A 26,628-nucleotide genomic window follows, 5' to 3' on the forward strand; every position below is an offset into this window, starting at 1 on the left:
CTTTTTGCTTAACTTTCGCTAACTTGTGATTGTTGCCTATGTTACAAAAAGTTTGGGCTCTTGAATTCAAGAGCCCAAACTTCGTAGATTACGCAGTTCACTCAACTCATGGCTCTACGGCAACACAGTCAGTTGTCGCAGTCATTTTGAACGCCCCAGCGGTCAATCCAGCAGCTTTGAGGGTTTTGGGTGTGACACGCACATTGCAGTGGCAATCCACAATATATTTGGCAATGGGCTGCGTGGATGTGGGCAAGTTGTTGGTAAGTACCAATTTGCCATTATCGGCGTAAGCATAGACCATATCACCGGGATTGAAACCACCAGCCCGCATGACTTCACAAGTCAGTCGCAAGCGATTCCATCGATCCACAGCTTTATGATCTGGGGAAACTGGGATCATTGGGGGAGTGATGACACTTGGGGAAGAAGTGACACCGGCTGAATTTGGAGAAGTGGCCGAGCCCGCAAACGCCAAGGCGGCAGGATTGACCCCATCCAAAGCAGGATTGGCATTCTTGGGAGCCGGGGCATCTTTGCGAGGCAGGGGGGTATAGGTCGTCACATCGTGAATAACGGGGTTAAAATAAACCAAGGCTACCAAATTACCACCCATCGGGCGAGTCGTTCGGTTCCACCCATTGCTGAGTGCTTCCGAATTTGCAGAACCCGCAACATCATCATGGATATTACGGTGCCGGGAAATGGGCAAACCTGCGGCTTTCTCCAAGGCTTGGACTTCCAGCGTCACGTCGAAAAGCGTGAACATGACGTTGTTGGCGACCTTATCGGCCACAACCTGCTCGATAAACTGTTGGGTGTTAGTGTTGCACATTTTTATTCTCCTTTCGAGGGGAATCAGGATATATGGCATAGGATATATCCTGTACTTGGGATATATCCTGCATCGTTTGTTACACCCATTATACTTCAGAAATGTCGGTTGTAAACTACAATACTCCCTGCCACAGATAAATTGCCAGCCCTATGATTCCTACAATCAAATAAGCTAGAGCTACTTTCCACATCCCAGCACAGAAAAGTATCATTGCAATAAAGATACAAGCAAAACCTATTGCTGAGAAACAACTAAAACCTTTTCTTTTTCTTTTCATGATCTCCCTGCCATGTTCTTTTTGATTGTTCGCTCGCACAAATCATAGGCAGATGATAATTTGTCGGCTGGAACACCATTTGGAAAAACACGAATGTTAAAAAATTCTTGCTGTTCTGGCGTGCATTGAGACAGAATTTCAGCAAGTTGTTGTCGTTGAAATTCTTCGGTCAAACCATCTAATGTGTTCATATTAAATCTTTCCAATGCTGTTTGTCTTTTCGGGCATAAGCTGCCTGCAATACCCGCTGCACTTCCTCAATGTTTTTTCCATCAAACGGAACAAGATTGGGATGAGAAAATGAGCAATTGTAATTATTTACCGGCATTATGACCAAACCACGTTTTCTGTGCTTCAGCCATGCATGGATATATTTTGGGTAATCATCCACTAAAACTCTACCGTAAACCTGTCCTTTTCCATGCCCGCATTCATCATCGCCAGTGATGTGAATCATGCAATCGCTGAGTTCACTCCAAAGACGCACACATTCAACTTTCTCGGTCCATACGTGGGGTTTATGATCTGGTCCTTTGGTGAGAATTTGAATTGTAAATCCGATTTTACGGCACATCGCCAAAACAACCCAATTAACTTGTAGACGAGGTAAATCCCTCCACCAGCCAGGACGCATTTTGATTAAATCCATTCTGGCTTTCATCCAGGGCTCATCAGCATCCCACAGATTTCCCAACGTCAAAGGATCGAGTTCACCAGGACTTTTCAACAACGCAAGATCACGACGCAATTGACCTTCATAATCAAAAAGCGTTTGATCCATATCGAACAATGCAATTTTATTTGACATTTAAATTCCTTTCTCTTTCGCCCACTTCAACCAAGCTTTTTCTTCTGCCTTTACATCAATTTTGACAAAACCATTTTCCATCGGATGATTTGGTCGCACACCTGTCAACTCCCATAAGAGGGCATAGAGTGCTACACTTCCGCCAGCACAACGAATCTCATTGATAATTGCGGGCACCGCTGATTCTCCAAGATCGATTATTTTCTTGTAGGTGGGTGCTTTTCGCATCATGTGCGTAAAAGACATATGAACCGTTTCATCCAAATACTCGACAATCAGTTTCTCAGGATCGGGAGATATGTGCGTGGCATAATAAACTCCACCCCCAAATGTAACCAAAGACATAATTATTAAAACACTAATAATCCACATAATTTTATCCTTTAAGCTATTTCGTTTCTCCAGCCTTTTCCAAAATGTTGTTCAATAATCTCTACTGAAATTATTTTTACACTATCGCAATTCTCACAAGGCTCTTGATTAAATTGTTCGTGTCCGCATTCCATACAAAAGAAAGTAAAAGGCCAAATAGATTCACCCTTTTGTATTTTTTCTAATTCATCAAGGGTTGGTTCTCGCCATTCACCACTGCTATAATCCATTTCCCCATCGTCTTCGCCATAGTAGCTTTGGCGGTATCGCCAAACAGGTATTCCTTCCCAAATCCACAATCCCGCAATTTCTGGATGGTCAATGCCGAGATCATCAAGAGTATTACTGCCGACACCTTCTATATCACATTCAATGCCCACTCCTTGATAGCTCATGATAATTGCTTTGCCACTAAAATCAGGCACAGCAATTAGCATTCGCTCAATGGGGTGATCCTTTTTATTTGTAGGAATAGCCTTGAATTCCATCAATTACCTTACTGTGCTGCATGTCCAAGGAAATCAGGGTCATAGGCACCCACCCATCGGAAAAATCCATCCAAAGGACCACCCACAATCGGCACTATAAATGGGCTTTGATTGGCTTTATCACTATAATACTGAAAACTTTTTCTAACAATATCAGTTTTGTCTAAATAAGTTTTATCTCCGTATATTTTCCTTTTTTCCTCAAATTGTGACATCAACTCATTATATTTGACCTGAGGAATAACTGTTACCTTGTCCTGTGGAATCACTCGGCAATTGTCGTGAATTTTGCGAAAGGAGCATTTTTTCACCCAATCCATAACTTCCTTCCAAGTCACTGTTTGTCCATTGGCCATTTGAATTGAAGGAGTATTGAGGTCAATTTCCTGCTCAATCGCCATGTCACAATGCTCTGGTCCCAATGACTGATATTTTCGAGTCAAACGACGGAAAATAGCAGCCCCATTTGCCACATCGGGGTTTTTGGTAAAATCAGTGGCATGAGGATAATCAGGAAGTATTAATTCAAAAACCCAAGCAGCAGAATCAAAAAAATTTAATTCACTGTTGCGACGAATGCGGCCCAAGAACTGCAACACATTCAACAACCCGGCGATTTCTCGAAATCCATAGCGGAAAGAAAAATCAATCCCTGTTTCCACACAAGAAGTTGCCACTACCACCCAATCGTCATCTGGATGGTCTTTAAGTCGCTCTTTAATTCGTTTCAAAATAACATCCCGATCCTCTGGTGCAAGTGCTGTAGATAAATGCTCCACAGAAACTCCTCGCCTCCGAAATTCCTTGGCAACCATTGCTGCGTTGCGAATGGTATTAAAGACCACTAATTTAGAGCCCTTGTGTGTCAAAATCAAATCACAAATTGATTTCAAACTATGCAGCCGAGAATCATATTTAATGGGCACTCTATTCTTTTCTTGCTGCAATGTTTCTTCCGATAACTCCGCAGGAATAATCGGATAAACCTCAGCATCGAATCCACTCAATTTTTTAATTGTCGGATGCTCCCACAATCGAATCATCGATCCCGAGGCGAAAGTCACCGAACAACCCATGTTTTCCACCAAGAATTTCAATTCATGCAACAAAATCGGCCACAGCACCAATGGAATAGAACCGTGAGATTCATCAATGATGATGTGGGAGCCCGCAAGATTAAAGTATTTGCGAAGCTTGCCCGTTTTTGCGGAAAGTAGTGTTTCCACAAATTGAACAGCCGTAGTGCAAACAATCGGGGATTCCCAAAGGGTGGCATATACTTTTTCAAAGAAGGAAACCTCTTGATCCAGCCCTTTAATATCTTGCTCCATTTGATGGTGATGCTCTCCAACCACCAGCCGTGAATGCTCGCCAGGAAGTGCAACCGCCCGGCGATATACATCTACGGTTTGCGTAATAATATTGCACTGCGGTGCAGCATAAATAATTTTTCTTGGATTGGTTAACAAGGCATACGCCAACATCGCTGTGGTTTTGCCGTTACCAACTTCCGAGGAACAATAAGTGAATGGATATTTCGCTGCACAGCGACAGGCATCATATACTTTTTGTTTAATCAAATTGCGGGTGGTTTTCTCGGAACTAGCTTGTAATTCAGCAATAAATTTGTCTAATAACACCAGTCGTTCTTTGGCCCTCAATGGAATCTCTTTTTCCACTACTTTATTTTTGTAATTTTTAGCGGTATCGTAGTGATCGGCATCAACCAAAATCGAAAGTGCCAAACGATAAAAACCATTTTCATTTGTTTTTCCGTTAACTATGTCGGTTTTAACTAATTTATGATGCAATTCTACTAACCGCTGCAAAATGCCATCTGTGTATTCCATCATTGTGCCTTTAAACGAAATGTGCGGGCAACGTTCCGCAAGAGTTTTGTGATCCCGCATGTCCGTATCAAAATTATCAAAACCATAATGATGAGATTGAATAAGTTTGGCAACCGCACGAAATTTGTCAACCATGTAGGCGGCTCCAGCATCAGTGTGATTGGGCATTTTGCACCCCCGATATTTTGGATCGCCTTGCAATACACCTTGGCAATTGGGGCAGAGTTTGCCCAAGTCATGGAGCAGGGCTGCCAACAATGTAATGACGGAGATTAACTGGAATTTATCAGGTGGCACATATGGCCTGATGGTTTCCAGGTTTTTAGCAACTTTGCCATACACTCCCTGAACATGGTCTACATACGTTTGTTCAGGAATTCCTTTGGCATCATCTTTGGAGTGAGCTAATGGTTGCATAATTAAAAAGCAAGCCCGGTGGCAATCCGGGCTTGTTGCAAAAAGTTATTTAACCAAGTCTTCGACACCATCCTCGACGGGGAAGGTGTAATCATCCAAGGAAGTCGATGGCGAAATGCCGATCTTGCTCTTGGGAGTGTAAGCATCCCAAAAAGCCAACTCATTGAAACTACCGAGTGGATTGGAATGAGCTTTCCAGTAAACATGCAACATATTCACTGAGCCAATCGGACGGGAAGCCGAAGGATTATAAGCGAAAATCAACGGCAACACCACCTTCAACACTTCGATATCTTCGGCAGAAGTGTTGGTCGCTGCCGCAATGTGCGAATTGACGCAAATGCGAGTTGTATAGAGAGCATGTTGCACGAATTTTTTCGCCAGCGGAGCAATGTCACCTTGGAGGTTGCTTAGGTTCTCATCCCTGAAGCAAGCCTTCTTTGTGATCGTTTGTTCAACAACATTCACCTGATTGATAGAAATGGCGGGGGTAATGGTGACGCATCCTGTTTTGAGATACCGAACCTTATCACCATCCCCGGATTTATCCTCAAACAAAGCACCGGCACCAAAAAGTCGAACGTCCACGAACTTCTCGCACATTGCAGCGGGATTTTCGTCAGCCAGTTTCTTCGCTTCATTTTTGGCCCTCACTGCTTCATCGCCGGTATAATCGCCGGGATGATAACTCGTTCCTCGCTTGATTGATTCCAAGACATGGAATCGCTCGGGATCGAATTTGAAACGCTCTTGCAGGGCCTTGAAAACCTCGGATTCATGGTCGGCAAAAATCGCCCGAATTTTTGCCTTAATTGACACATCAGAAATCAAACCGATCAAATCGCTCATTTGTCGTGGACCGCCTTCGGCATCGGGATTGCCGTTGGCATTGGCAAACCTGACTTCGATAATCCCCAAACCACACTGACGTTTAAAACTCATGACAAAAACTCCTTGTAAAAAATTTTTTGAGGGGTTGGTCAACCATTTGACAAACCCACCGCATAATCACAACATATTTTTTTTATCCACGTTTCTCACGAAACGACCGCCACTTCGGATTCAGCATCGGGAGGCTGTTCTTCCCCATTGATTTTCTTCTCGGGAACAAAATTGTATCCGGCTGCAAAAAGGAGCCGGTCTGAATCAGACATGATTGACGGCAGAGTTGCATTCGGCAGGGCTTCCATCAATGTTTGTAATGTTGACGACAAATCCCGGTACACACCCAGCAAATAACGATGCTTGCTGCTTTCGAGAGCCTTGAGTGTTGGCCAGAAAGCATTGATGAACTGAGAGTAACCACGTAGTGGATTGCGGGAAACGTTGTCCACAAACCGTTGACCAATGCGAAGTTTCGGGCAAGAGCCGGATGATCGATCTTGAAAGAACCAGTAGTACATCAGGTTTGCCGTTTGCATCAGTCTGCCCAGACAATAGGCCCAATGTTCCATAAAAGTCTCCTTTTTGAAATTTAATTTATGCAACACAATGTTGCACAATGGAATCAAGCGATATAGCTCGAACGGAAATTCATTTTTCTCGTAGTGATAGAGCATAAGGGGCACAATATTGACGGAGAGGAAATGCCCCATCTTTTGCACCACCGCAGGGCTGCCAAGGAACAATTCGTACATTTCTCGCAAATTAATTACATTACCCTTGTTCCCAACCGCTTTGCCCTTTTCAAAATGCCAATGACGATTCAAAGCATTGTAGGCGGTGCGAATATTAGGATGAATGTATTTCTGACGATAACGAAATTTGGGATTGCCGTTCAAAATCCCATCATGCCAGTCCTGAATGGCCTTCATCAATTCTGGCGAATTAATGGTTTGAGAATACTCAACCTGCGTTGGACCATTGCTGGGTCTGTGAAAAATAATAATTTGACCATTTAAATCCTTGTGAACCACCTCTTGAGCATGAATGGCATCCACAATTTTTTTCAACTCAGATTCATATTCGGATTCATCCAAACCCATCAGATTTTCATCAAAGCTATCGGCTTCCAGCAATGCACTCGCTGGCATGAGGGTTGTCAGAACGGTATATTGTTTTTTGTTATTCTTGCCGAGGGATACGGTATAATCGTACCAAATTCCTCGCTCAGCATGACCTTCTTTTGTGAAGTGCATTTTGTTATCGGGTCGCATAATAAATTGCAACACATCGTTGGCTTGACCATATGATGCAGCACCAATAGTACAGGCACTTCCTGAGTTCAATCCCCAACGAGCGTTGCAAGGAGTATCAGGGTTGCGAGAATAAAGTTTCAGATCATAACCGACTTTCACCTTTGTCAACTTCGTTTGATCCCAACCCGCTTCAGGACGACCAAAAACATCTTTCGCAGTCGATTTTTTATTGGCCTGTTGTTGTGCTTTTTGAAAATACTCATCCAATGCAGACTCAAAGCGTGCAGAAACGAAGCGTTGTTCACTATCTACATCGAAAGCAAGATAGCAAGACACGTTTTTCTTAGCAGGCTTTTTTTTGCCCTTTACTGGCTTATCTTCAGTCGGGGCGGTAAATTTTTCACTGTGCTTCAACAATTCATTCAGAAATTTGTCCGGGTCCATCTCCTTGAGAATTTTCGCCAAATCGAACAGCGGTTTTAGATTAGGATCATTGTGCTGAATAGTGCTGGCAAGGCTCTGAATAAACTTCCAACAACGGGTAATGGAAGCAAGTTGTTTTTCCCGAGAATCAGTTAAAACAAATTTACAAAGGGTGCGATTGAAATTATCTTGAAATAATTCGCAGCGTTCAGAAAGAACCACCGATTCTGGTGTGCCGACAATGCCATTTTCATCAAGCGTCACCAAAAAATGATGACCCTTTGGGTATTTTTTTAGTAATTGATAATGAGAGCGGGGAATTTCCATTCCCCAACTCTCCATACTCTGCACAAAACGCAGCAAATCATTTAGCATGATTGTTTCCTATTAGTGCCAGCTTGCCATCCCGCACCCCCGCCAAGCCCTCAATCCAATGAATAACCCCATTGCGGACTTCCACATTTTGCTTGGTGACTACATTCTCCCTAGATACCATTCCCCGCTGGTCAAAAACAGAAAAAAGCATTGTCGGCAGAATGACATTATAACGCTCTTCAACTGGGGAAATGCAAACTCCAACGTAATTGCAAAGATGTTCCTTTCGCCCCAAACATACTGGATGAAAATTCTGCCCCCTCATGAGGCGACGGAAAAACTGTTCTTGAAAAGAATGAGCACCATTAATTTCTTTATACTTCGGATGGGGATTGGTGCCATTGAAGGCAAGAGCCAAAATTTGAAAGCGGGGTCGTTCCAACACAGTTTCGTGCAATTGCGTGGCCACTTGCTTTTTGAAATTAGCTGGCTTGCGGCTAATAGAAAAACTGTTATAACTATACTTCGTCCAACGGGGAATTCCCGAAGCCCAACTATTGCCTTGCCAGCGTTGGCAAACAGCGGTGGCGACAATTTTTAGTGACACTCCACGCAAACGGCAGATGCTTTCGATCATACCAATTGCAGAACATGGAGGTGGAAACGGGTAACTTACGGCTTCGCTGCCTGTTGTCATGTCGGCATACATGCCAAGTGGGCCACCAACCTCAAAACCAATAGGATAGCCCAACTTACCATCAACCACCAATGGCGGAAAATAAGTCTTCATAGAATCCTCCAGGGATAAAGAAACTCAATCTTACTGCAAAGCCGTGCTTTTTCAATCCACGCTGCCTATGCAGCGATTTCACGAAGAATGTGATAGCTGAGAGCATTTCAATCCACGCTGATTTCAGCGTTTCCATGACGACTTGCTGATGATTCGGGTTTCAATCCACGCCGTTCTATAGCGATTTGATGCTCCTACAGGGGCACACAAGGCAACGTTATTTCAATCCACAGCGTCCCATTCCCATTATACTTCAGAAAGGATCGTTGTAAATCAAAAATCGACCAGCCCGCACCCGCCGTCGCCGGTATTTCAATCCACGCTGTCCATGCAGCGATTTATTCTTGGTTGATTGCGTTGCAAAATCGTCGTTTCAATCCACGCTGTGCAGCGATTTCGATGGAAAAAATATAGTTTTCAATCCACGCTGCCGCAGCGATTCATCGGGATGATGAAGGGAGCAAGCCATGCGGTTTTAATCCACGCTACCCTAGCGAATTCGACAATCGACTTTAGCCGGTATGGTTCTGCCGTTTCAATCCACGCTACCCTATGCAGCGAATTCGATGTAGTAATTCTTGAAAGCTGTCCGATTTCAATCCACGCTGCTGTGCAACGATTACAATCCGATAGTGGATGGTTCAGAATCATGTTTCAATCCACGCTGCCCAATGCAGCGATTTCAATGGGAGTTTATTAAAATCAGCCGATGTCCCCCAATATAGTTTCAATCCACGCTACCTGCGATTTCGATGTCCGCAGCGATTCTCACACGATCAGTTCTGTTTGGACTTGAAGCTGACATTTCAATCCACGCTGCCTATGCAGCGATTCTCACCAGGGCAGCAAGCCCGCCAGCATACGGCTCGACATAATGGTTTCAATCCACGCTGCCCTATGCAGCGATTTGTACGTGCGGTGAGATTGCCGATCATGTGGTTTCAATCCACGCTGCTTTGCAGCGATTTGTACGTGCGGTGATACCGAAGCCCAAACGGCGTTGTATCAGGTCGTTGAGTTTCAATCCACGCTGCCCTATGCAGCGATTTCAATAAAAAGGCATCTATAAGGGGCGGAAGTGTGGCACCACGTTTCAATCCACGCTACCTATGCAGCGATTTCAGTGCATGGCTTCGTTGAACCAGCATCGTCGTGTTTCAATCCACGCTGCCCTATGCAACGATTTCTATTGCGTCATCGAGGATCGCTTCCCTGTCCTTGTTTCAATCCACGCTACCTATGCAGCGATTTCTATGTCAACTTCGTAGTCTCTTCACCCCTTCGATGTTTCAATCCACGCTGCCCTATGTCTATGGCGGATTTTCACGAAGTTTTGGGAGATTGCAGGGATTGCTTATTTCTCTCAAATCTTGTTTCAATCCACGCTGCCCTATGCAGCGATTTCTATGGAAACGGCGATTGCTGATCTCACCTACTGGCTGGGGTTTCAATCCACGCTGCCCGATGCAGCGATTTCTATCCACGTCAACATTGATATAGAGAATACCCTCGTGCTTAGTTTCAATCCACGCTGCCCGATGCAGCGATTTCTATGACTGGTTGACCGTCGTAAGGGTCTCCAGCGGAATTCACAATGTTTCAATCCACGCTGCCCGATGCAGCGATTTCTATTTGAGTTTCCAACAGCAGCCGTAACAGACCCACACTCAGTTTCAATCCACGCTGCCCGATGCAGCGATTTCTATTACCATAATCACAATCAGTGGAAACCTGTTGTGCGTCTGTTTCAATCCACGCTGCCCGATGCAGCGATTTCTATAGAGCCAATGGAAGTAGAAGCTAATGATTAGCTTGAGTTTCAATCCACGCTGCCCGATGCAGCGATTTCTATCGGCGGTATTGAAAAACAAAGCCATGCAGGAAAGGATTAGTTTCAATCCACGCTGCCCGATGCAGCGATTTCTATAATTAAAACTCATTTTGTGGCAAAATTGCGTTGCGTAGTTTCAATCCACGCTGCCCGATGCAGCGATTTCTATATGTTTTGTGTTTTTCAGTAAGGCGAATGTATCTATCGTTTCAATCCACGCTGCCCGATGCAGCGATTTCTATGATATTCTGTCTGCCCATTGGCGGATACCCGCAGGCTAGTTTCAATCCACGCTGCCCGATGCAGCGATTTCTATCCGACATTCACCTATCCCAGTGCCTATGGGCTCTCCTGTTTCAATCCACGCTGCCCGATGCAGCGATTTCTATTCTAACGGCTTTTGGGCACTTACAGCCGATGCCTGTTGTTTCAATCCACGCTGCCCGATGCAGCGATTTCTATAGTTGTGCGGACAAAGAAGGATTGATAGGAGCGAAGTTGTTTCAATCCACGCTGCCCGATGCAGCGATTTCTATGGGCTTGTGTCTGACCGTCTGCCGCTATCCTGTCAGCGTTTCAATCCACGCTGCCCGATGCAGCGATTTCTATTAAGGCTGGTTGTCTTGTGTCCCACGTCTAATTACTTGTTTCAATCCACGCTGCCCGATGCAGCGATTTCTATTGGGTAACAAACTTGCGAATTATTGAGTCAGCCAAGTAGGTTTCAATCCACGCTGCCCGATGCAGCGATTTCTATCAACGGCGTCATACATGGTTCTACAAACGCATTTGATGTTTCAATCCACGCTGCCCGATGCAGCGATTTCTATGACATCCTTCGTAACTCATTGCAATCAAAGGACTTACAATGACACTTGCGAAGACTGTCATTTTGACATCCTCTATTATAGCATATTTTGTCAAAGAACTCAACATCTTCAAATCATAACTTGTTTCAGCACAACACCTTGAAGATATTCGAGAGGTGACGGCTGTTTTTGCGACACCCTACCTCTCGCACTAAGCATTTTTCCACTCTTCGCCCGCATTATCTTCATCAATCATTTCTTCTATCATTCTCCAAATCCAAACCTCTTCACCCACCGAAGGACAAGGTAATTCCCCAGCTTGCAAAGCATCCACCACCTCCCAGTGTGCTTTCTTTGCTTGACCATAAGCAGAAAACCTCCACACTTTTCCATCATGCGGACCACCCCTAATCAATGTTTCAAATAATATTGGTAGTCCAACACCACTATGATTGTGATCTAAACACAAGAAAACGGTAGACACATTGCATTCTTCATCTATTTCAGTTAAATCTACACGCCGGTGCTCAATGTCCTCCATAAAAGCACCTGCCTCTAATATGTCTTTGGCTGGACGTATTTTGCCATTCTCCAATACATAACAAAGCGGGCGTTTGCGAAACCAATTTTTAGTTTCTTCTGGCGTCATAATACACCTAATTCATGAGCATGAAAATCACACAAATCATATATCTGCCCAGTTTTTAATTGTATCTTTACCATAGCAGTATTGATACATCTGTGATTATCAGCTACGGATTGCACATCAGTGTTTTTACTTATTCTGCAACATCGAGGAAACACATCTATTATCGCACAACCCTTTACATTATCCCTATTCAAACGAATGTCAGGTAATTGTTCTGTCATTTTGATATTCCTCCGCAGCTTGAGCCTCTTGCCAGCCATTATCCCAATCCTCATTATATTGCACACATGCCAGACACAAACAATTATAAGGATTGTCTGCTCTCGACTTCCCAGCAAGATATGCCTGCCACCCCTCCCTCATTGCAAAAGGCACAAATGCCTCAGAGTTTTCTGATATTTGAGAATAATCTATCATTTAATCGCTTCCCAAAAAAGATCAGCCACTTCTAGGATGTGGTCCTTCCCATCCAATCCATCCACCAAATGCTTTGGAAAAATTTCTTCTCCATTCAACGCACCCAGTAGTGCTCCCACCATACTTCCATTGGTATCAGCATCGCCACCGGCAGATACCACATCATACAACGCATCAATTGATCTTGGGTTATTGAGGAAAAACATCAACGCAAAAGGAATGCTATTATAGCAGTAACAGCTTCCTCCACCGAACTCCGCAATTAATTTTTCCGCATCGTATTCGCCATGCTTGGACAATAACGCAAGCCTTTCCACCACATCATCATCCTCTTCGCCTCCAGTGATCCAACCCTTGGCAGCTTTGGACATTTTTAGGATATATCCTGGCAAGGCATCTACATCGCAATCGTCTTCAAGACACTTGTAGAATGCCACCACCATGCCCACAGTGGAACACAAAACATTTCTGGAACGGTGGGTCATCAATGTCAGGTTACGCACAAACTCAAAGCCAGATTGCAACCATAAACTTTTTTCTTCTTTTGTTTTTGTCATATCCGACATTGCTCGTAAATAGGCACCAACAGGGGCAATCTTCATTGCTACACCATTGCCCACACCATTGACACCACTAGTTTGCCAACCAGCACCATTCTGCAAATTACGAATGGCTGTCTTTGTGGTTCTCCCCCAACCCGCTGTAGTAATTTGAAAAGCTTCAACGTGCTTTCTGGCTTGGGCATTCATGTCGAATCCAGACTCAATCAAGCCTTCGGCAACCGCCAAGGTCAATTGAGCATCATCCGTTGTTGTTCCGGCTTGTCTGCCATCAAACCATTTGTGCCCAGTGGGAACAAGATATTCTGTCACCCTGGTAATTCCATATTTTTCTTTTATCTTTTCAGGAGTGAATGTCTCTACGGGCATTCCTAGTCCGTCGCCAATGGTAGCACCTAGAAACATTCCTCTGATTTTACTTTGGGTTATCATTTTGACCTTTCAGCCGTGCGAGTTTTTCTTCTGTTTCTTTGATTTCTTGCTTGTAAGCCCACACCTCATATTCCGTCATATCGGCTTCGTATTGCCTCTCTGCTGCTTTGTATTCCCGCATAGCAGCATCAAATTCTGCATCCCTGGCCGGAACAGTTACTTCGTAATAAAAACCAACATAATGGTCTTCATAAGACATGCTGCTGGCATTATACCCAAAGTCGATCTTGATTTGTTCTGGTTTAATGCCCTCTGGGACCAAGGACACTAGCCATGCCAAATCAACTTCTCCGATGGGTTTTAAGGGAACTTCCGGTTTTTCTTCATCGTCGTCTAATTCGCTTTCATCCCAACATTCATCTTCACAAAGGCTTTCTGTAAAACGATAAATATATCGTTTTACTATTTTCTCTTCATAATCATAATGAAACGGCTGAAAAGGTTTTTGTGGCTTTTTCATTTTTTTGCCTTTATTGGCACATATCCTAATGGAGGGTTTTCTTTACCAACAATTAAATCATCGTGAAACCCCAATCTCTGACATAGCTTGCCAGCGGAAGTGCTGCCCAATCCACAGAAGTCGGCAACCGCACTCCATAATGGCACTTTTCTTTCTGGTTTTCTGCCAGAATTTAGATTGGTTATCACACAACGCAAACTGCTCAACAGATCGTGGTTGTCTTTTTGCAAATCTGCAAATTTTTTCTTGATGAAACAACTTGGTTTTTCACCAGCAGCTTCAACTTCTTTTTCCAACTCATCAATATCCTCACTGCCGCCAGCCGCAGTCAGACAAGCATGAATTGTGTCCAACAAATCATTTTGACTGAGCAAGTGCTTGTCGATGATGGTGGCAACATCCTTGATGTGTGTCTCTTCCAATATTGGGTGGCACCCAACTGAATCAACAATTTCTTTTGCAATTTTTTCAGCTAATTCACTCATTCTTCATCCTCGACCTTGGCTAAACGTTCCCAGTTAGGACCATCATCCAGGGGTTGCTCACCTTCTGAAACCAGTTGACAGCTTAAACAACGAGTGGCGTGAGGGAGTGCTTCTAAACGAGCCTTGGGAATACGTTTCCCACAATCCTCGCACAGTCCATAAGAACCATCCTGCATTTTGCTCAAAGCAGCATCAATGCGGGATAATTCATTAGTTTCCATTTGTGCAGCACAAAGAGCCGACTCATCTTCTGTGTCTGGGGCATTACGCAAAAACTCCACATCCTTATTCAAAGCTGCCTGCAAAACACTCCGTTTTGCCAAAAGAACTTGTTGCAAATCATCCATTTCTGATCTCCTTATCTGAAAATATATTCCAAAACTATTTTAAGAGCATTCATCATTGTTTGATCGGCATAGCGACCAGCAAATCTATATGTGCAAGGTTCCTGAGGTTCTTGCGACTTCTCAATCCACCAATCATTTGTGGCATTTAAAACCCAGCGATAACCACTCTCTTGAACAAAGGGTGGACAATATTCATCAAATCCAATGACATGAGCAACCCGATTCACTACGGCTGGTTCTGTCCACTCTCTACCGTGAACTGAGAATTTAACTTCCGTCATTTTTTTTATCTCCCAATGTAATGACTTTGACAGTGCCAAATTCATTAGAAATGGTTTTGTTTTCCCCTGTGTCGAAAGACTCCATTACTTGCCCTATGATTTGTTTTCCAACTTCTTTCATATGAGCAGTTTGTGCATTTTCTTTGTCTTCAGACATATCTTTGATTGCCTGTAGATAGCGATCCATTGCCGGGGTGTTATCTGAATTCTCAGCCACTTCTTCTACCAAGGCTTTTGTTGGCTCAGGAACACCAAATTCATAAATGGTATAGGTTGAATCCCCTGTTGCGGTTGTTTTCTGAATAAATGTTGGATGCTTGGCTAAAGCCTCATCAATATAAGCATATTCTTCCCCGTAATTACGAGTTAGAATAAAAACTCTGTCTGCTGTGTCATTGGTGTAAACATCCCTGATGCGTCCAAGTGGATAAAGCTCAGCCGTTTCTTGAGTGATGCCAAGAGCGGCAAGCAAATATGGAGAAAAGGGGTTTCTTCCCATCAGCATATTATAAAGACTCATTTTTTCTCCCACACAAAAATTCCAAAGCATCTTGTACGGCGGTATCTCCATCGAAATCAACAGAAAGCCTTGTGTCGTCTTTGATGCAAGTTATGTCTCCCATAGACAACAAAAACACTACTCCTGCTTCTGCGAGTACAGTCTTTGTTTCAACGTTCACCATTTCACAAAATACATTAACAGATTTTCTAAGAATATATTTTTTCGTGCCATTTGGTTTGTGAACTTGTTCTCCGTCATCAAGTTCTTTTGCCGACATTGTAATTGTTATCATTTTGGACTCCATCTGGAACATTGTCCCCCTTGATAGGAACCATACCAATTGGAAGCAACAGAAACAATTGTTATGCGATCCGATAAGTCGCATAACCCCTGGTTTTTGTCAAACATTTCAACAGGTAATTCACCAACTTTGATGGCATGTTTGCAGGAAACACAGCCACGGTTGACTACTTTTTCTCCCACCAACACCCGATACTGGTAAGGTAATCCGTTCTCCATGATTTCTTGTCCAATTGTGCCAGCCCCAGACCTTCCTGTACGTCGATTGGGATCGAGCAAACCTTTTGTTATCGCCAATTGGGCGACTTTAGTTAAAACCGGACAAACGCCGATGGATGGATAGCCACTCAGATATTCATGACCTTCATTACCAAAACGAGCAATAACGGTGTCACAGCCTACGTAAGCATCATACAACACTTCATCAACTTCGATGGTGTCCAAAAATATACATTTGTCACAATCGTGAACATACAGCATTACGACAACAATTCCTTTACCACCTCAATGACATCTTTGGACTCTGCTACGATTCCTTCGGACTTCAAATGCTTGATGGCTTTGCCAATAGCTTGTCCTTCGTTCAATCCACTAAGGACAGTCGCAGCCAGAGCATTTTTAATTTCTTCTTTGCTTGCCACCTTTGGCAAGTATGCGGACAGAATCTCAATTTCCTTCTCCAAGACATCAAAAAAGGGAACCTTGCTGTCTATATTGCGGCTGCTCACAGGAGACAATCGAATAGTCTCTGTGTTACTTTCAATCAATTTCTTGATTATTTTTATCACTTCCTCATCAGAGACAGTGGGAGCATGACCCTTGCGGAATTGCAGAGTCTGTGCTTCTCCGAGAATCACTGTAAGAATTGAAAGCACTGTTTTGTCGCTTGTCTTGCGAGCCAAATCTACGTGTTCTTTAATTGTGTCAATCAACATCTTCATCTTCCTTTTCTTTTATTCTGCACGAATAAAAATCAGAGCAATCTTCCACGGGTGGTTTTTTACTCATCCAAACACCAAACACTATCATACAAGCCAAGGCAAAAAAAGCACCTACAATGCCGCCAAAAAAACCAGCCAAAAAACTCAACATGTGTTTTCATCCTTCATGATTTCAGTCCAATGAGTTTTTTTCCCATCCACAATATATGGATCGAGCATAATTCTTACACTTTGTTCCCAAAGTGATTGGCAAAACTCCTGGCCATCGGTGATTTTTTTAATTTGATACTCGTGCCCTGGAAGTATCTGTTCCATGTGTTCCCGAAGTTTTTCTTCGGTACTAAAAACAGTTACAAATGCTGTTGTTTCGTTCGGCATTGAAACACGCACGGGCTGCCAATCTATAAAAGGCAAAAGGTAGCCCGTAATGCTAATCGACCGTAATGTGTTTGGAATAATTGTTGCTTTCATTATTTTACGTAAACAGCGTCTCCTAGTTCATTCCATTCCTTCTTTATTTCTTCCAACTGGTCCTTTGTTACGGGGTAAGGATCAAAATCAAAGGAATTGTCTTCACACATAACGCAGTGCCCAAATTCCACAGCAAACATTTCTCCGAGAAGATCAAACACAATAATTGTTCCATCTTCCTCATAATCAGCCCATGAGTTAAAATATACGACTTCCAGTGACTCAAATCCCACCGGACAATTTCCCTCAAGAGCTTCTTTGAGTGTCATGTTCACTTTACAATTTCAACTTCCGTGTGCGGTTTCAAGTATTGAGTATAGGCTTGGGTGCCGTAGGTTCGTGAAATGCGGATTCGCTTGCGATCCCCATTCACATGAACATCGGTCCAAACTGTTTTACCTCGACCAACTTTGAAACCCTTTTTGTATGCCAATTTAGGCATCGTAAGCAATTCGTGAACTTTCATGTCCTATCTCCAATCTGTTTGGAAAAATTTGTTGAGACATCCAATGCGAATCAGTTTGCACATGGTTCGCCCGAACATATTTCGCTACATTCAACGCAAATTGATCGTAAGGAAAGCTGTTTTTATTTCTGACAACATAGCCCTCTTGCATATCGCCAAACCTTGATTTTCCCGCCCAACATTGTTTAATTTTTCCCTCATCCCATTCGCCAACATACAACTCAGGAACCGTCAACAGCCCTAATAATGTCGCCCACTCTTTTGTTTGTTCCCAAGTCAAGCACACATTGTTTTCATTCCAAATTGAATACACCAAAAAATAAGATGGCAAGTAATGGTAATAAATTGAATGCATCGCATACAAGTTTTCACCACAAACTCTCCAGCCCTCTGGTATGTCGTATCGCACTCTAGCGTGTAGTAATTTTACCCAATGGCGAGTGGGGTGGTCCTTGCCATCAATAGAACGAGCGTGGATGTGGTCACTGTACATCGAACACGATTCGCCATCAAGTTTTTCCGTAACCACAACCTGCATGCCACTAAAATGGTCGTGGGAAGATAATACTCGATCATCATTGGTGGCATGACTCCAAGTAAGGTGTGGCGTTCGTGGGTATTTGTAGTGTGACATCATAAACACCCAATGTACAGGAAAACTAATCTGGTTGCCCGCCCCTTCCAGTGGGGACTTTATCAACCAACTCCTTGTGAATAAGTGCCCCCTTTCGTGGCAAAATCTCTGGAATTGTTCGACCCTTGCCAACCCAGTATAACGCAAGATGCGGCCTTCTCCAATGGGGGTTCACTTCAATGTGCTTGCCAACATTCCACCCATATTTGTGCCGACGCCTAGCTTTCTCTACATATTTCCAATCCCCAGTATTTTCAAATTTCAAAAAATCATCTGCCAATACATCGGGGGTGATTAGTTGGGGTGTGTTGCCCAAAAAACACAATGTACAAATTAGTCGAATACAATCAAGCACTAGAGTATGTGGTATTTGCACTCCATATGAAAGGCCAGGATCAGGGGGCAATTTTTCTATTTCTTCTTGCACAGATACTCCTTCTGTGCATTGAAACATGTAATAATTGTGTATGGGTGCAGAAATAGGAACCCCACAAACCATTTGTGTTTCAACTTCGCCAAAATCCAACCAAATGCACACTCCTCGTGAACTTCCGGCTAAAGAAGTCCCTATCAAGGCATCGGCAATCAATATAGTCCGCACAAAATACTGTTGTTGTTTATATTCAAAGCCTAATGGATTGTCTCTTTCGGGTAAGCGAATGCACAATTCAGACAATGGAGGACGCACCCATGAAGTGTCGATTTTGTTTAAATTTAAACGAATCAACATCGGAATGATTTTAGGCCACACATTATAAAATGGACGATCCGCTTTCAGCCAATTAGCCTCAGCCTTGTATCTCGTTACATCAAAAGTTGGAACAAGACTTGTGGGGTCATCATGTCGTTCTCCCAACGCTATGCTTGCTGCATAATAGCGTTGCCACCCTTGATCCAACAATATACGCTCTGGCGATTGCACACCCTTAATTTTAAGGGCTTGCACATTTTGTTTGCACAAAGCATAGCCAGTGAGCCATTCGTAGAATTTCATAGCAATAACCGCAGCAATTGACCACCCCAAAAACCAACCGACACAGCAATAAGGCCCGGCAGCATTGGTCGCCAAGATTCTTTAAAAGAATATCGGCAATGCCCAGTCCACAGGAGCAGTCCCACTAATACGATGTGCAGCAGGACAACTGCCCCTAAAACCACTAAATAAAGAAGAAATGGGTTCATTTCAATTCCTTTTTCAAAACTTCGTCCATTTCCATACTTTTCACTGGCTTAGAGTCTTCCGGTCCAAGTTTGTCGCCAATGTCTACCAGCATTTCATCCAATTCCTTGTCGGAAACAGTCGTGCCTTCAATGCTGGCTTGCCGTTCAATACGACGAAGAATTGAGCCAATTTGCGTGACTTTGAAGGCTATTTCCTCATAGCTCTTTTGTACACGCTCATGCTCTTTGCTCATTTCGAGCAATTCCTGGGCCAATACTTCGGCTCGATGATTGCCCTTAATATCTTCCTTCTTTGTGATGCCCAAGCCTTTCAATTGTTGAACAATATCCTGCTTGTCCTGGTCCATTTTGCCCAAGACAGCCTTCAACTTTTCGTGCTGCTTGCTACAGGCATCCAATTGTTCTTTCAATTTGGTCAGCTTATCATCGGGATTTTTAGCTGTGGTAGTTGCCTTGCCAATTCGTTGATAGCGGCCCTCATAGGAAGAAAGCTTATCATCAGAATCAATATCGGTTTGCCAGCCACATTGGCGGGAATACACCAAAATCAATTCATCTTCTGTGCATTCAAAAGTAAATTCATTTGTTTTCTTGCGACCAAGATGCAAATAAATTTTACTTGAGAAGCCGTGTCCAAAGAATTCGTAATAGGTGAATTTGCCATCAATAACAGCGTGGGCTCCCGTGGTAAATTCAATCACATGTTTATCACTTTTCCACTTGCCAACAACTTTATTTTTGGCAAACACCACATTGCTGTCTACAGTGGCGGGAACAGGTTTCTTATTGCATGATGTGATGCCAAAAAGAATTCCCAATATCACAAGGGCAGCCACCACCACAAGAACCATGCCGCCCAGAATATCTTCATCGGGTTTACTCATTTTGTTTGTCCTTTCGATTTAATAGAGTAATTCCAAAAAAAAGACCCAGGGGGGTGTTCCCTGGGTCTAACACCCTAATTATGGGCTATTGTTTACTTTTTGCCCAGAATCTTGTCAACTTCGTCAGGCAAGCTCTTGTTGGTGACGGTGTTGATGAGCTTTTCGGCCTTGTTCATATCCTTCGTGGTGGAAGTCTCATCCCACTGCTCTTGTTCGACCTTGAGGCTCGAATCTACATCCACCAGCAAATCGTTGACCTTGCTCTTCAAGTCGCCAACCTGCGAGGCAAACGTGTCAGAATCGGTGCCGCCCATTGATTTAGAAGCATCCCGAAGCGTGGTGAGAGCCAGAGACTTGGCCTTGAGTTCGGCAATGGTGCCTTGCAACTTCTCAATTTCGGCAGCCGCTTGGCTTTGCTTCAATTCCAAATTGGCAGACACATCGTTCAGGGTCGCAACAGCCTTGGACAGAGCATCAGATTGAGTGGCCCATGTCTTGCGGGACTGCACCAGCTTCTTTACAGCGTTGTTAATCTCTTCGGGTGTGTACTTATCACCACCGATATCGACAGGGGCAGTAGCCTCCAAATGCGGTCGCAGCTTACGCAAGGTAGCATCGATCTTGTCAATGTTTTCCTTGCATTCATTGGCTTCACGGCTCACCAAATCGGCCTTTACCTTGGCGGTAATCTTGGCTTTGCGAATACCCTCTCGGGACTGTTCCAGAGCCTTCATACGATTGTCGATCTCTTTTTGGGCGACTTCCGTCTTGCCCAACAACTGGTCAAGGGTGTTGACAGCTTTGTTTGCCCCCACGTCAAGGCGAGCCTTGCAACCGGGCGAGTTGAACAAGTAAAGTCCCACACCAATGACAACCAACGCTACAACTACTCCACCAATCGCTTTCAACATAACTTTCTCCCTTGGGTTACACAACTTTTTTTCTGTCTATTGAACCAAGCAACACAACCATTATACTTCAGAAACCGACGATGTAAACAACTCCATCGTGATTTTCTCGGCTAATTCTTCCCCAGGTTCCTCAACTTGCCCATTTTTATAGTCTGCGATCACTTTTGCCGCCGATCCCCAAGGATCACCCAAAAATGACCTTTGCCCGTGAACAAAGCAAAGCTTTTCAATCATTTCACTGGCGGCACCCAATGATTCTAACTCTTCTCCGAGCCAATTACCAGCGAAAAATATTTCTTTAACGAAATCGTCTCCGACTCCATTTTCTTTTACCCACTTATTGTAATCCTGTTCCCATTTTTCCAACTTTATTGGATCAATTTCTGGGCGGGTAATTTTTCGATCTTGGAAACTGGATTTTATAATTTTTTCCATCCCTTTGCAAATATCTTGGGACACTTTCTCCATATCTGTTATTTCCCTAAGCATTTCTCGATTCCAGAATTCGTTGTCCCAATCCCAATCCCTAACAATTCTGGGCTCGTTTTGGTAGTTGATTACTCCTATGGTCCACACCCCATCCTTCCAATGGGCACAAGTTAGAACCTCGGAAAATTCCGTTCCTTGTCCTTCCCTGGTGGTGCGATCAACTCCAAAAATCAATTCTTTGCAGTTTCTCAATGCAATTTCTTTGAATGCGTGTATAAGTATTTGCTTATAATCTACATCCATCGCACACATCGTCATCTTGTCGTCTTTATCGACAATTATCATCTGATGAGGATACACACCATCAGCATCGATGGCAACTGATATGGTTTCCCAAAACATTTTCTTGATATCCATTATCGTGGTCCTGTGCAATTAGTTCCTTTGGGGCGATGTTGTTGATAACGCTTCAACAACCTACAAATAGCCAACAATTTCTTGTGTTCCTGTTTAGCTTGCGGGCACATATATTCTAATAACGATTGTCCGCAATCAAAGCAGCCATAGAGCTTATCTAGACGCCAATACAACCGGCGTGCCTTAATTGTCAACCATTTAATCTTGAGCAGTTCCATTTCTCAAATCCCGCAAATCTTCTTCTATTCCTCTGTAATACCCCGGAAGAAAAGATCGTCTCAGCCGAAACAACGTTTCCTCTTTGCCCAAATATTCCGCAATGGCAAACAAATCAGGACCATTCTGTGCTCCTGCAATAGCCCATCGAAATGGATCGCAAATAGCCTGAAGCTTGATATTAAAGTATTCGGCAATATCCTTGGTTTCTTGAAGAATATTTTTGGCTGTCCATTCAATGCCGCCAAGGCAATCACACAAAAGACAAATTCTCTCAGCGTCTATATCGCAAAGTATTGGAAAATCGTAAGCATCCGTGAAAAAATAGGGATGCAATACAATATCCCCAGCAACACGCAACCTTTGCCCGAGTATTTCAATGGCCCGACCAATATCGACATAAGGCGGATTCATTTTCCCTCAGAAATATCAATCGCTTTTTTGGTCTCAGCGATAACCATTTCATATTCTGCGATTTTGTTTGCCAATTCCGCTGCTGTGCCCAAATAGGGTTTGCAATGGTCGGTAAAAACTATTCCCCTTGTGCTGTCTTCAAACTCGACTACCCAACCTAAATTATCAAGTTCCCAGGCACAATGCCATATATCAAAACGAAATATCACAGAGACTACTTTTTTGCCATCAAGTGTAATCCCCAACACTACTGCATCCATATTTTTTCCCAATGATTTTCGTTGCCACCTTCAACAAAGACAATATACCATTTGTTTTCTTCGTCCCATCCCACAAAACACTTAAATATTACCACTTCATCATCGTTCTTGATATCGACTTGTCGCATGGCAGCGGCATCAGCTTTCAAGGATTCAACTACATCGGCACGGGAATCAATATCGGCAACTACCCCTTGCACGGCCTCCCTTAGATTGTTGCCAGAAATTACCTGAGTAGCGATACGCAACAATGGCGAAAGAGACGCCATGTAGCGAATGGGAAAATCGGTATCCAGTTGAAAATTAGAGGCAAAGGCGTATTTCATTGCATCCATATGAACACCCCCATTCCCACCATCACCACCATCAGGCCGATGTTGACAATCCAATTCTTGCCCCAGAGTTTAAGGGCTGTGCCTGCGGTTTCTTTTCTAAATCCCCAGATTTCATCAAGAATAAGATGCAAAACATAACCAAAGAAAATGGCGGCACTCTGATAAAATCGCTCTCCCGAAAATAGCATGTATCCTATTTCTGACAAAAAAGCTGCCATTAAAATAGAGTGAAAAATGCCACGGTGAACAGCGAAATGAAGAAACATTTCAGCAATGCCATACCGTACCGCCAAATAGGTAGCAATGCCAATTAGTGCCGCATTCTCTACTGGATATTTATAGGATTGCACGCACAGGGTAACAACAACACCAGCACATGCCCCCAAGAAAGATGCCAATTCTTTTAGGGGCACGCTGTCTGTATCAACATCGGGAGCAACACTAGCGGCTGCAAGTAGCCCAGAAGCGATAAGGCTATCTTGGACAGGCATTCCACACAAATAGCCCACCACACCATAGGCTCCCCCTGTGGCTACTCCTATCATACAATGGGTTTTAAATAATGGCATGATTTTAAAACATTGGCAATAATTGTTTTAGTTGTCGCACATCACCTGTCCAGAACCACTCATCAAACCAACAAATGTCGCCGGTTTGTGGATTTTCTGCATGATTATAGGCATCGTCAGCATAACATTTGTCATCCTCTATGAGATATAAATTATATTTCCCATTTAGAACTACAATGGTTTCTGGTTTGATTTTGCCAAGAACTTTGCCTTTTATCATGCTTCCCACACAACTTCTTCCGAGAGATCAAAAATTAAATCTTCTTGTTTCAAAAGCCACACCAATCCCTTCATATGCCTATCCATTGCATCCGTTATCTCATCCTCTGGTATTTCGTATTCCTCTGCCATTTCGTGGATTGTGTTGTCGGTTTGGGACAATCGACTCTCCTCTGCAATGGAATGACGAATTGCCTCCTTGATTTGATCGTGAGTTGGATGATGTAAAAAAGTTGCTTCCCATGCTACAACCACTGGCTCTGTCATACAAACAGAAACCTGCCAAAGTGTGCGGAGTTTCATTATGCTGCTGCCTTGAGTTCTTGGAACACCTCCATCAAAGGACGCATATCCACGGTTTTCGGTTTCATTGGAACTACATACGATTCGCCACTAGATGCAATGGCGAGTTGTCGGAATTGTTGTTCGTTATTGAGAATCATCAAATATCGAACAATCAGGGTGTCAGTTGGCGGGAAATTACCTGCCAACACTACGCACAAATGCTGCAAACGCTTTCCGTTTTGCCAAGTATAGGTATGATGGTGAAACAACTGGTATGTGAGACCAGACTTAGCTTTCACGGTAATAAATCCGTGCTTTAGGAAGCGTCGGAATTGATCTTCGCCCACAAGACTACGGAGCGTTTCTCTTGCTCTTTGCTCACGTTCTTCTGCTTGTAAGGACAAGGGTGTTCTAGTGCCCAATATCGCTGGGCCTCGACGGGCTCGCAACAATTCCCTCATTCTTTCTGAGGGGGTGAGAGGAAGTGGAGCAACAGTCGGCCAATAAATGCTGCCTGTGCCAGTGGTGACAGGATCATAAATCTTCCAACTACTGCCCGCTGTTGTGGTGTCAATATAATTGCAAATTTTCTTGGAATAAATATCTTTGCAAATATAATTGCTGTTGGTTTCTAAATCATTATTATAAATTATCGATCCCCATTTTACGTATTTGTTATAATTTTTAATATACCCATCATCCCAGGAATTAGTTGACTTTTCGCCCCAACAACTGCTGGGATAAATTATATTGCTACTAGCGTTGATATAGGTAGCTGTAGCGGTCCCTGTCCCTGTATAGGGAGAGCAACAACTGCTGATTGGAGTGTATGGTGCCATTGTTATTTTCTCTGGTGTTTCACAATTTTCAGTATGTGTGCCACAAATTCATCCGATGAACGGTCGTTTTTCATTTCATTGCAATCACCACAACAGGGGACACAATTCTTTGTTGAGTATCCCAAAAGTGAATCAACTCTGTCAACTCCATTATAGATATAGCTGCCATTCCCGCCACGCCTTGTGAAAACTTGTTTTGGGTGCGATCCACAATAATGACAATTTAATTTTGTAAGTTCTTTGAATTCTTCTTTGCTAATATCAAACTTTATTCTTCTTCTTTTTGCACTGATTTTATAAGTTAAGAAAAGTTGATTAAACGCACCCTCGCCTGTCGGTAGCTTCGTTAGTCCCAACTCCTCTGCCAAACATCCACAACTTTTGCTTCCACCTTTAACTTTTAAACTATGTGAAGGCAACACTTTCTGTTTTCCACAATCACATTTGCACAAATACAATCTGTTGCCAAACTTAGTTCTGCCGCTTACTTGCTCAACAACAAGCAACCGTCCAAACTTCTTTCCCACCAAACTCCTTTCCTTAATAACTGCTCGTTGCACACATCCACAACTATCGCCCCTTCGTACTTTTCCCGAAGAAACTATTTTTGTCTTGCCGCATTCACACCGACACTCCCAAAAATAACTTCCGTGTTTGTCTTGTTCTGGTAGTTTTTTGACCAAAATCAAGTGTCCGTATTTTTCTCCTGCTTTTAATTTACTTTTTCTCATTATAACCTCCATATTACTATATAGTAATATGGAAGTCATTTATTCAACAAAAGGATAGAATTATCCACCTCTTGCCAAATGAATAGGTGCAAAAATAATTTCTTCTGCTGTTGGGTCAAACTGTTTCATGATTTCTGGTGTTCTTTGTCCACGATCCCCGACCTTGTAGGGCACAAGACCAGAAGCCACCAAATCATCAAACATTTTTTTGGCATCACGAATTTCTGCCAAGACATCTGAATTCCAAACTACCCGCTTGTCTCCATCCTTGGAATTCAGAATACGGAACATGCCATAGCCACGAGGTGGCTTGGCATCTTGAACTACCTGCAAAGTTTCAGGTATCTCAATCTGGGCTTTCAGGTTGCTCCCTTGAATCACAGGTACATCCACTACCGTGCTCATGACAATTTCCTTTCTTTTGGCTGGCTTCGTATTCGTCAACGGCTCGGTTCATTGCTTCTCCAAGCTGTCTCATGATTTCGTATCCCTCATCGCAAATAGCGTCATCGGGCATTTTATCACAACTCAGGTTGACACGATAGAGGCAGTCCTTACCAGGAACATCGAGGCAAGCATGGGTTGCAAGGAATGGAAAAGGTGCTGTTTTCATGGTTTTACATAAATATCCAAAGA

General features: G+C 43.4%; 39 protein-coding genes and 1 CRISPR repeat array. All 39 genes read right to left on the reverse strand.

All coding sequences use genetic code 11. From position 1 onward, the window contains the following. Positions 1-106 precede the first annotated feature (106 nt). The 39 genes from M0R80_07780 to M0R80_07970 all read right to left on the reverse strand — a co-directional run bounded on the left by M0R80_07780 (position 107) and on the right by M0R80_07970 (position 26,397). On the reverse strand, positions 107-835 hold the full coding sequence (locus M0R80_07780) for a hypothetical protein (protein ID MCK9459522.1): 729 nt from the start codon (positions 833-835) through the stop codon (positions 107-109). Positions 836-950: 115 nt separating this feature from the next. Continuing rightward, a complete protein-coding gene (locus M0R80_07785; protein MCK9459523.1) occupies positions 951-1,115 on the reverse strand; it encodes a hypothetical protein in 165 nt (54 codons plus the stop codon). Next, a complete protein-coding gene (locus M0R80_07790) occupies positions 1,112-1,306 on the reverse strand; it encodes a hypothetical protein (protein MCK9459524.1) in 195 nt (64 codons plus the stop codon). Before M0R80_07790 ends, M0R80_07785 begins: the two co-directional genes overlap by 4 nt. Then, a complete protein-coding gene (locus M0R80_07795) occupies positions 1,303-1,923 on the reverse strand; it encodes a hypothetical protein (protein MCK9459525.1) in 621 nt (206 codons plus the stop codon). Before M0R80_07795 ends, M0R80_07790 begins: the two co-directional genes overlap by 4 nt. Next, a complete protein-coding gene (locus M0R80_07800) occupies positions 1,924-2,295 on the reverse strand; it encodes a hypothetical protein (GenBank protein MCK9459526.1) in 372 nt (123 codons plus the stop codon). Positions 2,296-2,306: 11 nt separating this feature from the next. Then, positions 2,307-2,783 carry a hypothetical protein gene (locus tag M0R80_07805; GenBank protein ID MCK9459527.1) on the reverse strand — a complete coding sequence of 159 codons (477 nt, stop codon included), beginning with the start codon at positions 2,781-2,783 and terminating at the stop codon, positions 2,307-2,309. Between the two features lie 8 nt (positions 2,784-2,791). Further along, entirely contained in the window at positions 2,792-5,050 is a 2,259-nt protein-coding gene (locus M0R80_07810) for a hypothetical protein (protein ID MCK9459528.1), read from the reverse strand. Positions 5,051-5,095: 45 nt separating this feature from the next. Beyond that, positions 5,096-5,992: a type I CRISPR-associated protein Cas7 gene (locus M0R80_07815; protein MCK9459529.1), complete on the reverse strand. Its 897-nt coding sequence runs from the start codon at positions 5,990-5,992 to the stop codon at positions 5,096-5,098. A gap of 95 nt (positions 5,993-6,087) precedes the next feature. Beyond that, positions 6,088-7,986, reverse strand: coding sequence for a hypothetical protein (locus M0R80_07820; GenBank protein ID MCK9459530.1), 1,899 nt, complete (start codon positions 7,984-7,986; stop codon positions 6,088-6,090). Beyond that, positions 7,976-8,716, reverse strand: coding sequence for a CRISPR-associated protein Cas5 (locus M0R80_07825; GenBank protein MCK9459531.1), 741 nt, complete (start codon positions 8,714-8,716; stop codon positions 7,976-7,978). The genes M0R80_07820 and M0R80_07825 overlap by 11 nt, the downstream gene beginning before the upstream one ends. Beyond that, a complete protein-coding gene (locus M0R80_07830; GenBank protein MCK9459532.1) occupies positions 8,685-8,852 on the reverse strand; it encodes a hypothetical protein in 168 nt (55 codons plus the stop codon). Before M0R80_07830 ends, M0R80_07825 begins: the two co-directional genes overlap by 32 nt. A gap of 1,150 nt (positions 8,853-10,002) precedes the next feature. Next, a CRISPR array of direct repeats spans positions 10,003-11,377; the repeat unit is 36 nt; unit sequence GTTTCAATCCACGCTGCCCGATGCAGCGATTTCTAT. A gap of 190 nt (positions 11,378-11,567) precedes the next feature. Then, entirely contained in the window at positions 11,568-12,005 is a 438-nt protein-coding gene (locus M0R80_07835) for a hypothetical protein (GenBank protein MCK9459533.1), read from the reverse strand. A 201-nt stretch (positions 12,006-12,206) separates the two neighbouring features. Then, on the reverse strand, positions 12,207-12,422 hold the full coding sequence (locus tag M0R80_07840) for a hypothetical protein (GenBank protein MCK9459534.1): 216 nt from the start codon (positions 12,420-12,422) through the stop codon (positions 12,207-12,209). Then, complete coding sequence (locus tag M0R80_07845) at positions 12,419-13,387, reverse strand: ADP-ribosylglycohydrolase family protein (protein ID MCK9459535.1); 969 nt, start codon at positions 13,385-13,387, stop codon at positions 12,419-12,421. Before M0R80_07845 ends, M0R80_07840 begins: the two co-directional genes overlap by 4 nt. Positions 13,388-13,397: 10 nt before the next feature. Beyond that, positions 13,398-13,874: a hypothetical protein gene (locus M0R80_07850; protein MCK9459536.1), complete on the reverse strand. Its 477-nt coding sequence runs from the start codon at positions 13,872-13,874 to the stop codon at positions 13,398-13,400. Continuing rightward, the gene (locus tag M0R80_07855; protein ID MCK9459537.1) at positions 13,871-14,359 is read right to left on the reverse strand and encodes a hypothetical protein; all 489 of its coding nucleotides are present in this window, start codon (positions 14,357-14,359) and stop codon (positions 13,871-13,873) included. Before M0R80_07855 ends, M0R80_07850 begins: the two co-directional genes overlap by 4 nt. After that, on the reverse strand, positions 14,356-14,706 hold the full coding sequence (locus M0R80_07860) for a TraR/DksA family transcriptional regulator (protein MCK9459538.1): 351 nt from the start codon (positions 14,704-14,706) through the stop codon (positions 14,356-14,358). The genes M0R80_07855 and M0R80_07860 overlap by 4 nt, the downstream gene beginning before the upstream one ends. 11 nt (positions 14,707-14,717) lie before the next feature. Then, positions 14,718-14,987: a hypothetical protein gene (locus M0R80_07865; GenBank protein MCK9459539.1), complete on the reverse strand. Its 270-nt coding sequence runs from the start codon at positions 14,985-14,987 to the stop codon at positions 14,718-14,720. Then, positions 14,974-15,486: a hypothetical protein gene (locus tag M0R80_07870; GenBank protein ID MCK9459540.1), complete on the reverse strand. Its 513-nt coding sequence runs from the start codon at positions 15,484-15,486 to the stop codon at positions 14,974-14,976. The genes M0R80_07865 and M0R80_07870 overlap by 14 nt, the downstream gene beginning before the upstream one ends. Before the next feature lie 7 nt (positions 15,487-15,493). Further along, positions 15,494-15,781, reverse strand: a complete 288-nt coding sequence (locus M0R80_07875; protein ID MCK9459541.1) for a hypothetical protein — start codon at positions 15,779-15,781, stop codon at positions 15,494-15,496. After that, entirely contained in the window at positions 15,778-16,233 is a 456-nt protein-coding gene (locus tag M0R80_07880; protein ID MCK9459542.1) for a hypothetical protein, read from the reverse strand. The genes M0R80_07875 and M0R80_07880 overlap by 4 nt, the downstream gene beginning before the upstream one ends. Before the next feature lie 35 nt (positions 16,234-16,268). Next, entirely contained in the window at positions 16,269-16,724 is a 456-nt protein-coding gene (locus tag M0R80_07885; protein ID MCK9459543.1) for a GatB/YqeY domain-containing protein, read from the reverse strand. Further along, on the reverse strand, positions 16,714-16,881 hold the full coding sequence (locus M0R80_07890; protein MCK9459544.1) for a hypothetical protein: 168 nt from the start codon (positions 16,879-16,881) through the stop codon (positions 16,714-16,716). The genes M0R80_07885 and M0R80_07890 overlap by 11 nt, the downstream gene beginning before the upstream one ends. Beyond that, on the reverse strand, positions 16,875-17,201 hold the full coding sequence (locus tag M0R80_07895) for a hypothetical protein (GenBank protein ID MCK9459545.1): 327 nt from the start codon (positions 17,199-17,201) through the stop codon (positions 16,875-16,877). Before M0R80_07895 ends, M0R80_07890 begins: the two co-directional genes overlap by 7 nt. Then, positions 17,201-17,470, reverse strand: coding sequence for a hypothetical protein (locus M0R80_07900; protein MCK9459546.1), 270 nt, complete (start codon positions 17,468-17,470; stop codon positions 17,201-17,203). Before M0R80_07900 ends, M0R80_07895 begins: the two co-directional genes overlap by 1 nt. A gap of 165 nt (positions 17,471-17,635) precedes the next feature. Continuing rightward, positions 17,636-18,304, reverse strand: coding sequence for an RNA ligase family protein (locus M0R80_07905; protein MCK9459547.1), 669 nt, complete (start codon positions 18,302-18,304; stop codon positions 17,636-17,638). Positions 18,305-18,326: 22 nt separating this feature from the next. Further along, positions 18,327-19,370: a hypothetical protein gene (locus tag M0R80_07910; protein ID MCK9459548.1), complete on the reverse strand. Its 1,044-nt coding sequence runs from the start codon at positions 19,368-19,370 to the stop codon at positions 18,327-18,329. A gap of 109 nt (positions 19,371-19,479) precedes the next feature. Then, entirely contained in the window at positions 19,480-20,367 is an 888-nt protein-coding gene (locus M0R80_07915) for a hypothetical protein (protein ID MCK9459549.1), read from the reverse strand. Positions 20,368-20,459: 92 nt separating this feature from the next. Then, a complete protein-coding gene (locus M0R80_07920) occupies positions 20,460-21,278 on the reverse strand; it encodes a hypothetical protein (GenBank protein ID MCK9459550.1) in 819 nt (272 codons plus the stop codon). Positions 21,279-21,338: 60 nt separating this feature from the next. Next, complete coding sequence (locus M0R80_07925) at positions 21,339-22,124, reverse strand: hypothetical protein (protein ID MCK9459551.1); 786 nt, start codon at positions 22,122-22,124, stop codon at positions 21,339-21,341. A gap of 198 nt (positions 22,125-22,322) precedes the next feature. Further along, entirely contained in the window at positions 22,323-22,754 is a 432-nt protein-coding gene (locus M0R80_07930; protein ID MCK9459552.1) for a hypothetical protein, read from the reverse strand. Further along, complete coding sequence (locus M0R80_07935) at positions 22,751-23,014, reverse strand: hypothetical protein (GenBank protein ID MCK9459553.1); 264 nt, start codon at positions 23,012-23,014, stop codon at positions 22,751-22,753. The genes M0R80_07930 and M0R80_07935 overlap by 4 nt, the downstream gene beginning before the upstream one ends. Continuing rightward, positions 23,002-23,349 carry a hypothetical protein gene (locus M0R80_07940; protein ID MCK9459554.1) on the reverse strand — a complete coding sequence of 116 codons (348 nt, stop codon included), beginning with the start codon at positions 23,347-23,349 and terminating at the stop codon, positions 23,002-23,004. The genes M0R80_07935 and M0R80_07940 overlap by 13 nt, the downstream gene beginning before the upstream one ends. Further along, positions 23,337-23,894: a metal-dependent hydrolase gene (locus M0R80_07945; protein MCK9459555.1), complete on the reverse strand. Its 558-nt coding sequence runs from the start codon at positions 23,892-23,894 to the stop codon at positions 23,337-23,339. The genes M0R80_07940 and M0R80_07945 overlap by 13 nt, the downstream gene beginning before the upstream one ends. Before the next feature lie 28 nt (positions 23,895-23,922). After that, positions 23,923-24,147: a hypothetical protein gene (locus tag M0R80_07950; protein MCK9459556.1), complete on the reverse strand. Its 225-nt coding sequence runs from the start codon at positions 24,145-24,147 to the stop codon at positions 23,923-23,925. Then, positions 24,135-24,440, reverse strand: coding sequence for a hypothetical protein (locus M0R80_07955; GenBank protein ID MCK9459557.1), 306 nt, complete (start codon positions 24,438-24,440; stop codon positions 24,135-24,137). Before M0R80_07955 ends, M0R80_07950 begins: the two co-directional genes overlap by 13 nt. After that, entirely contained in the window at positions 24,440-25,261 is an 822-nt protein-coding gene (locus M0R80_07960; GenBank protein MCK9459558.1) for a hypothetical protein, read from the reverse strand. Before M0R80_07960 ends, M0R80_07955 begins: the two co-directional genes overlap by 1 nt. Before the next feature lie 2 nt (positions 25,262-25,263). Next, positions 25,264-25,992: a hypothetical protein gene (locus M0R80_07965; GenBank protein ID MCK9459559.1), complete on the reverse strand. Its 729-nt coding sequence runs from the start codon at positions 25,990-25,992 to the stop codon at positions 25,264-25,266. A 60-nt stretch (positions 25,993-26,052) separates the two neighbouring features. Further along, positions 26,053-26,397, reverse strand: a complete 345-nt coding sequence (locus M0R80_07970; GenBank protein MCK9459560.1) for a hypothetical protein — start codon at positions 26,395-26,397, stop codon at positions 26,053-26,055. Positions 26,398-26,628: the final 231 nt, after the last annotated feature.

Source organism: Pseudomonadota bacterium (assembly GCA_023229365.1).
Classification (GTDB): Bacteria; Myxococcota_A; Polyangia; order JAAYKL01; family JAAYKL01; genus JALNZK01.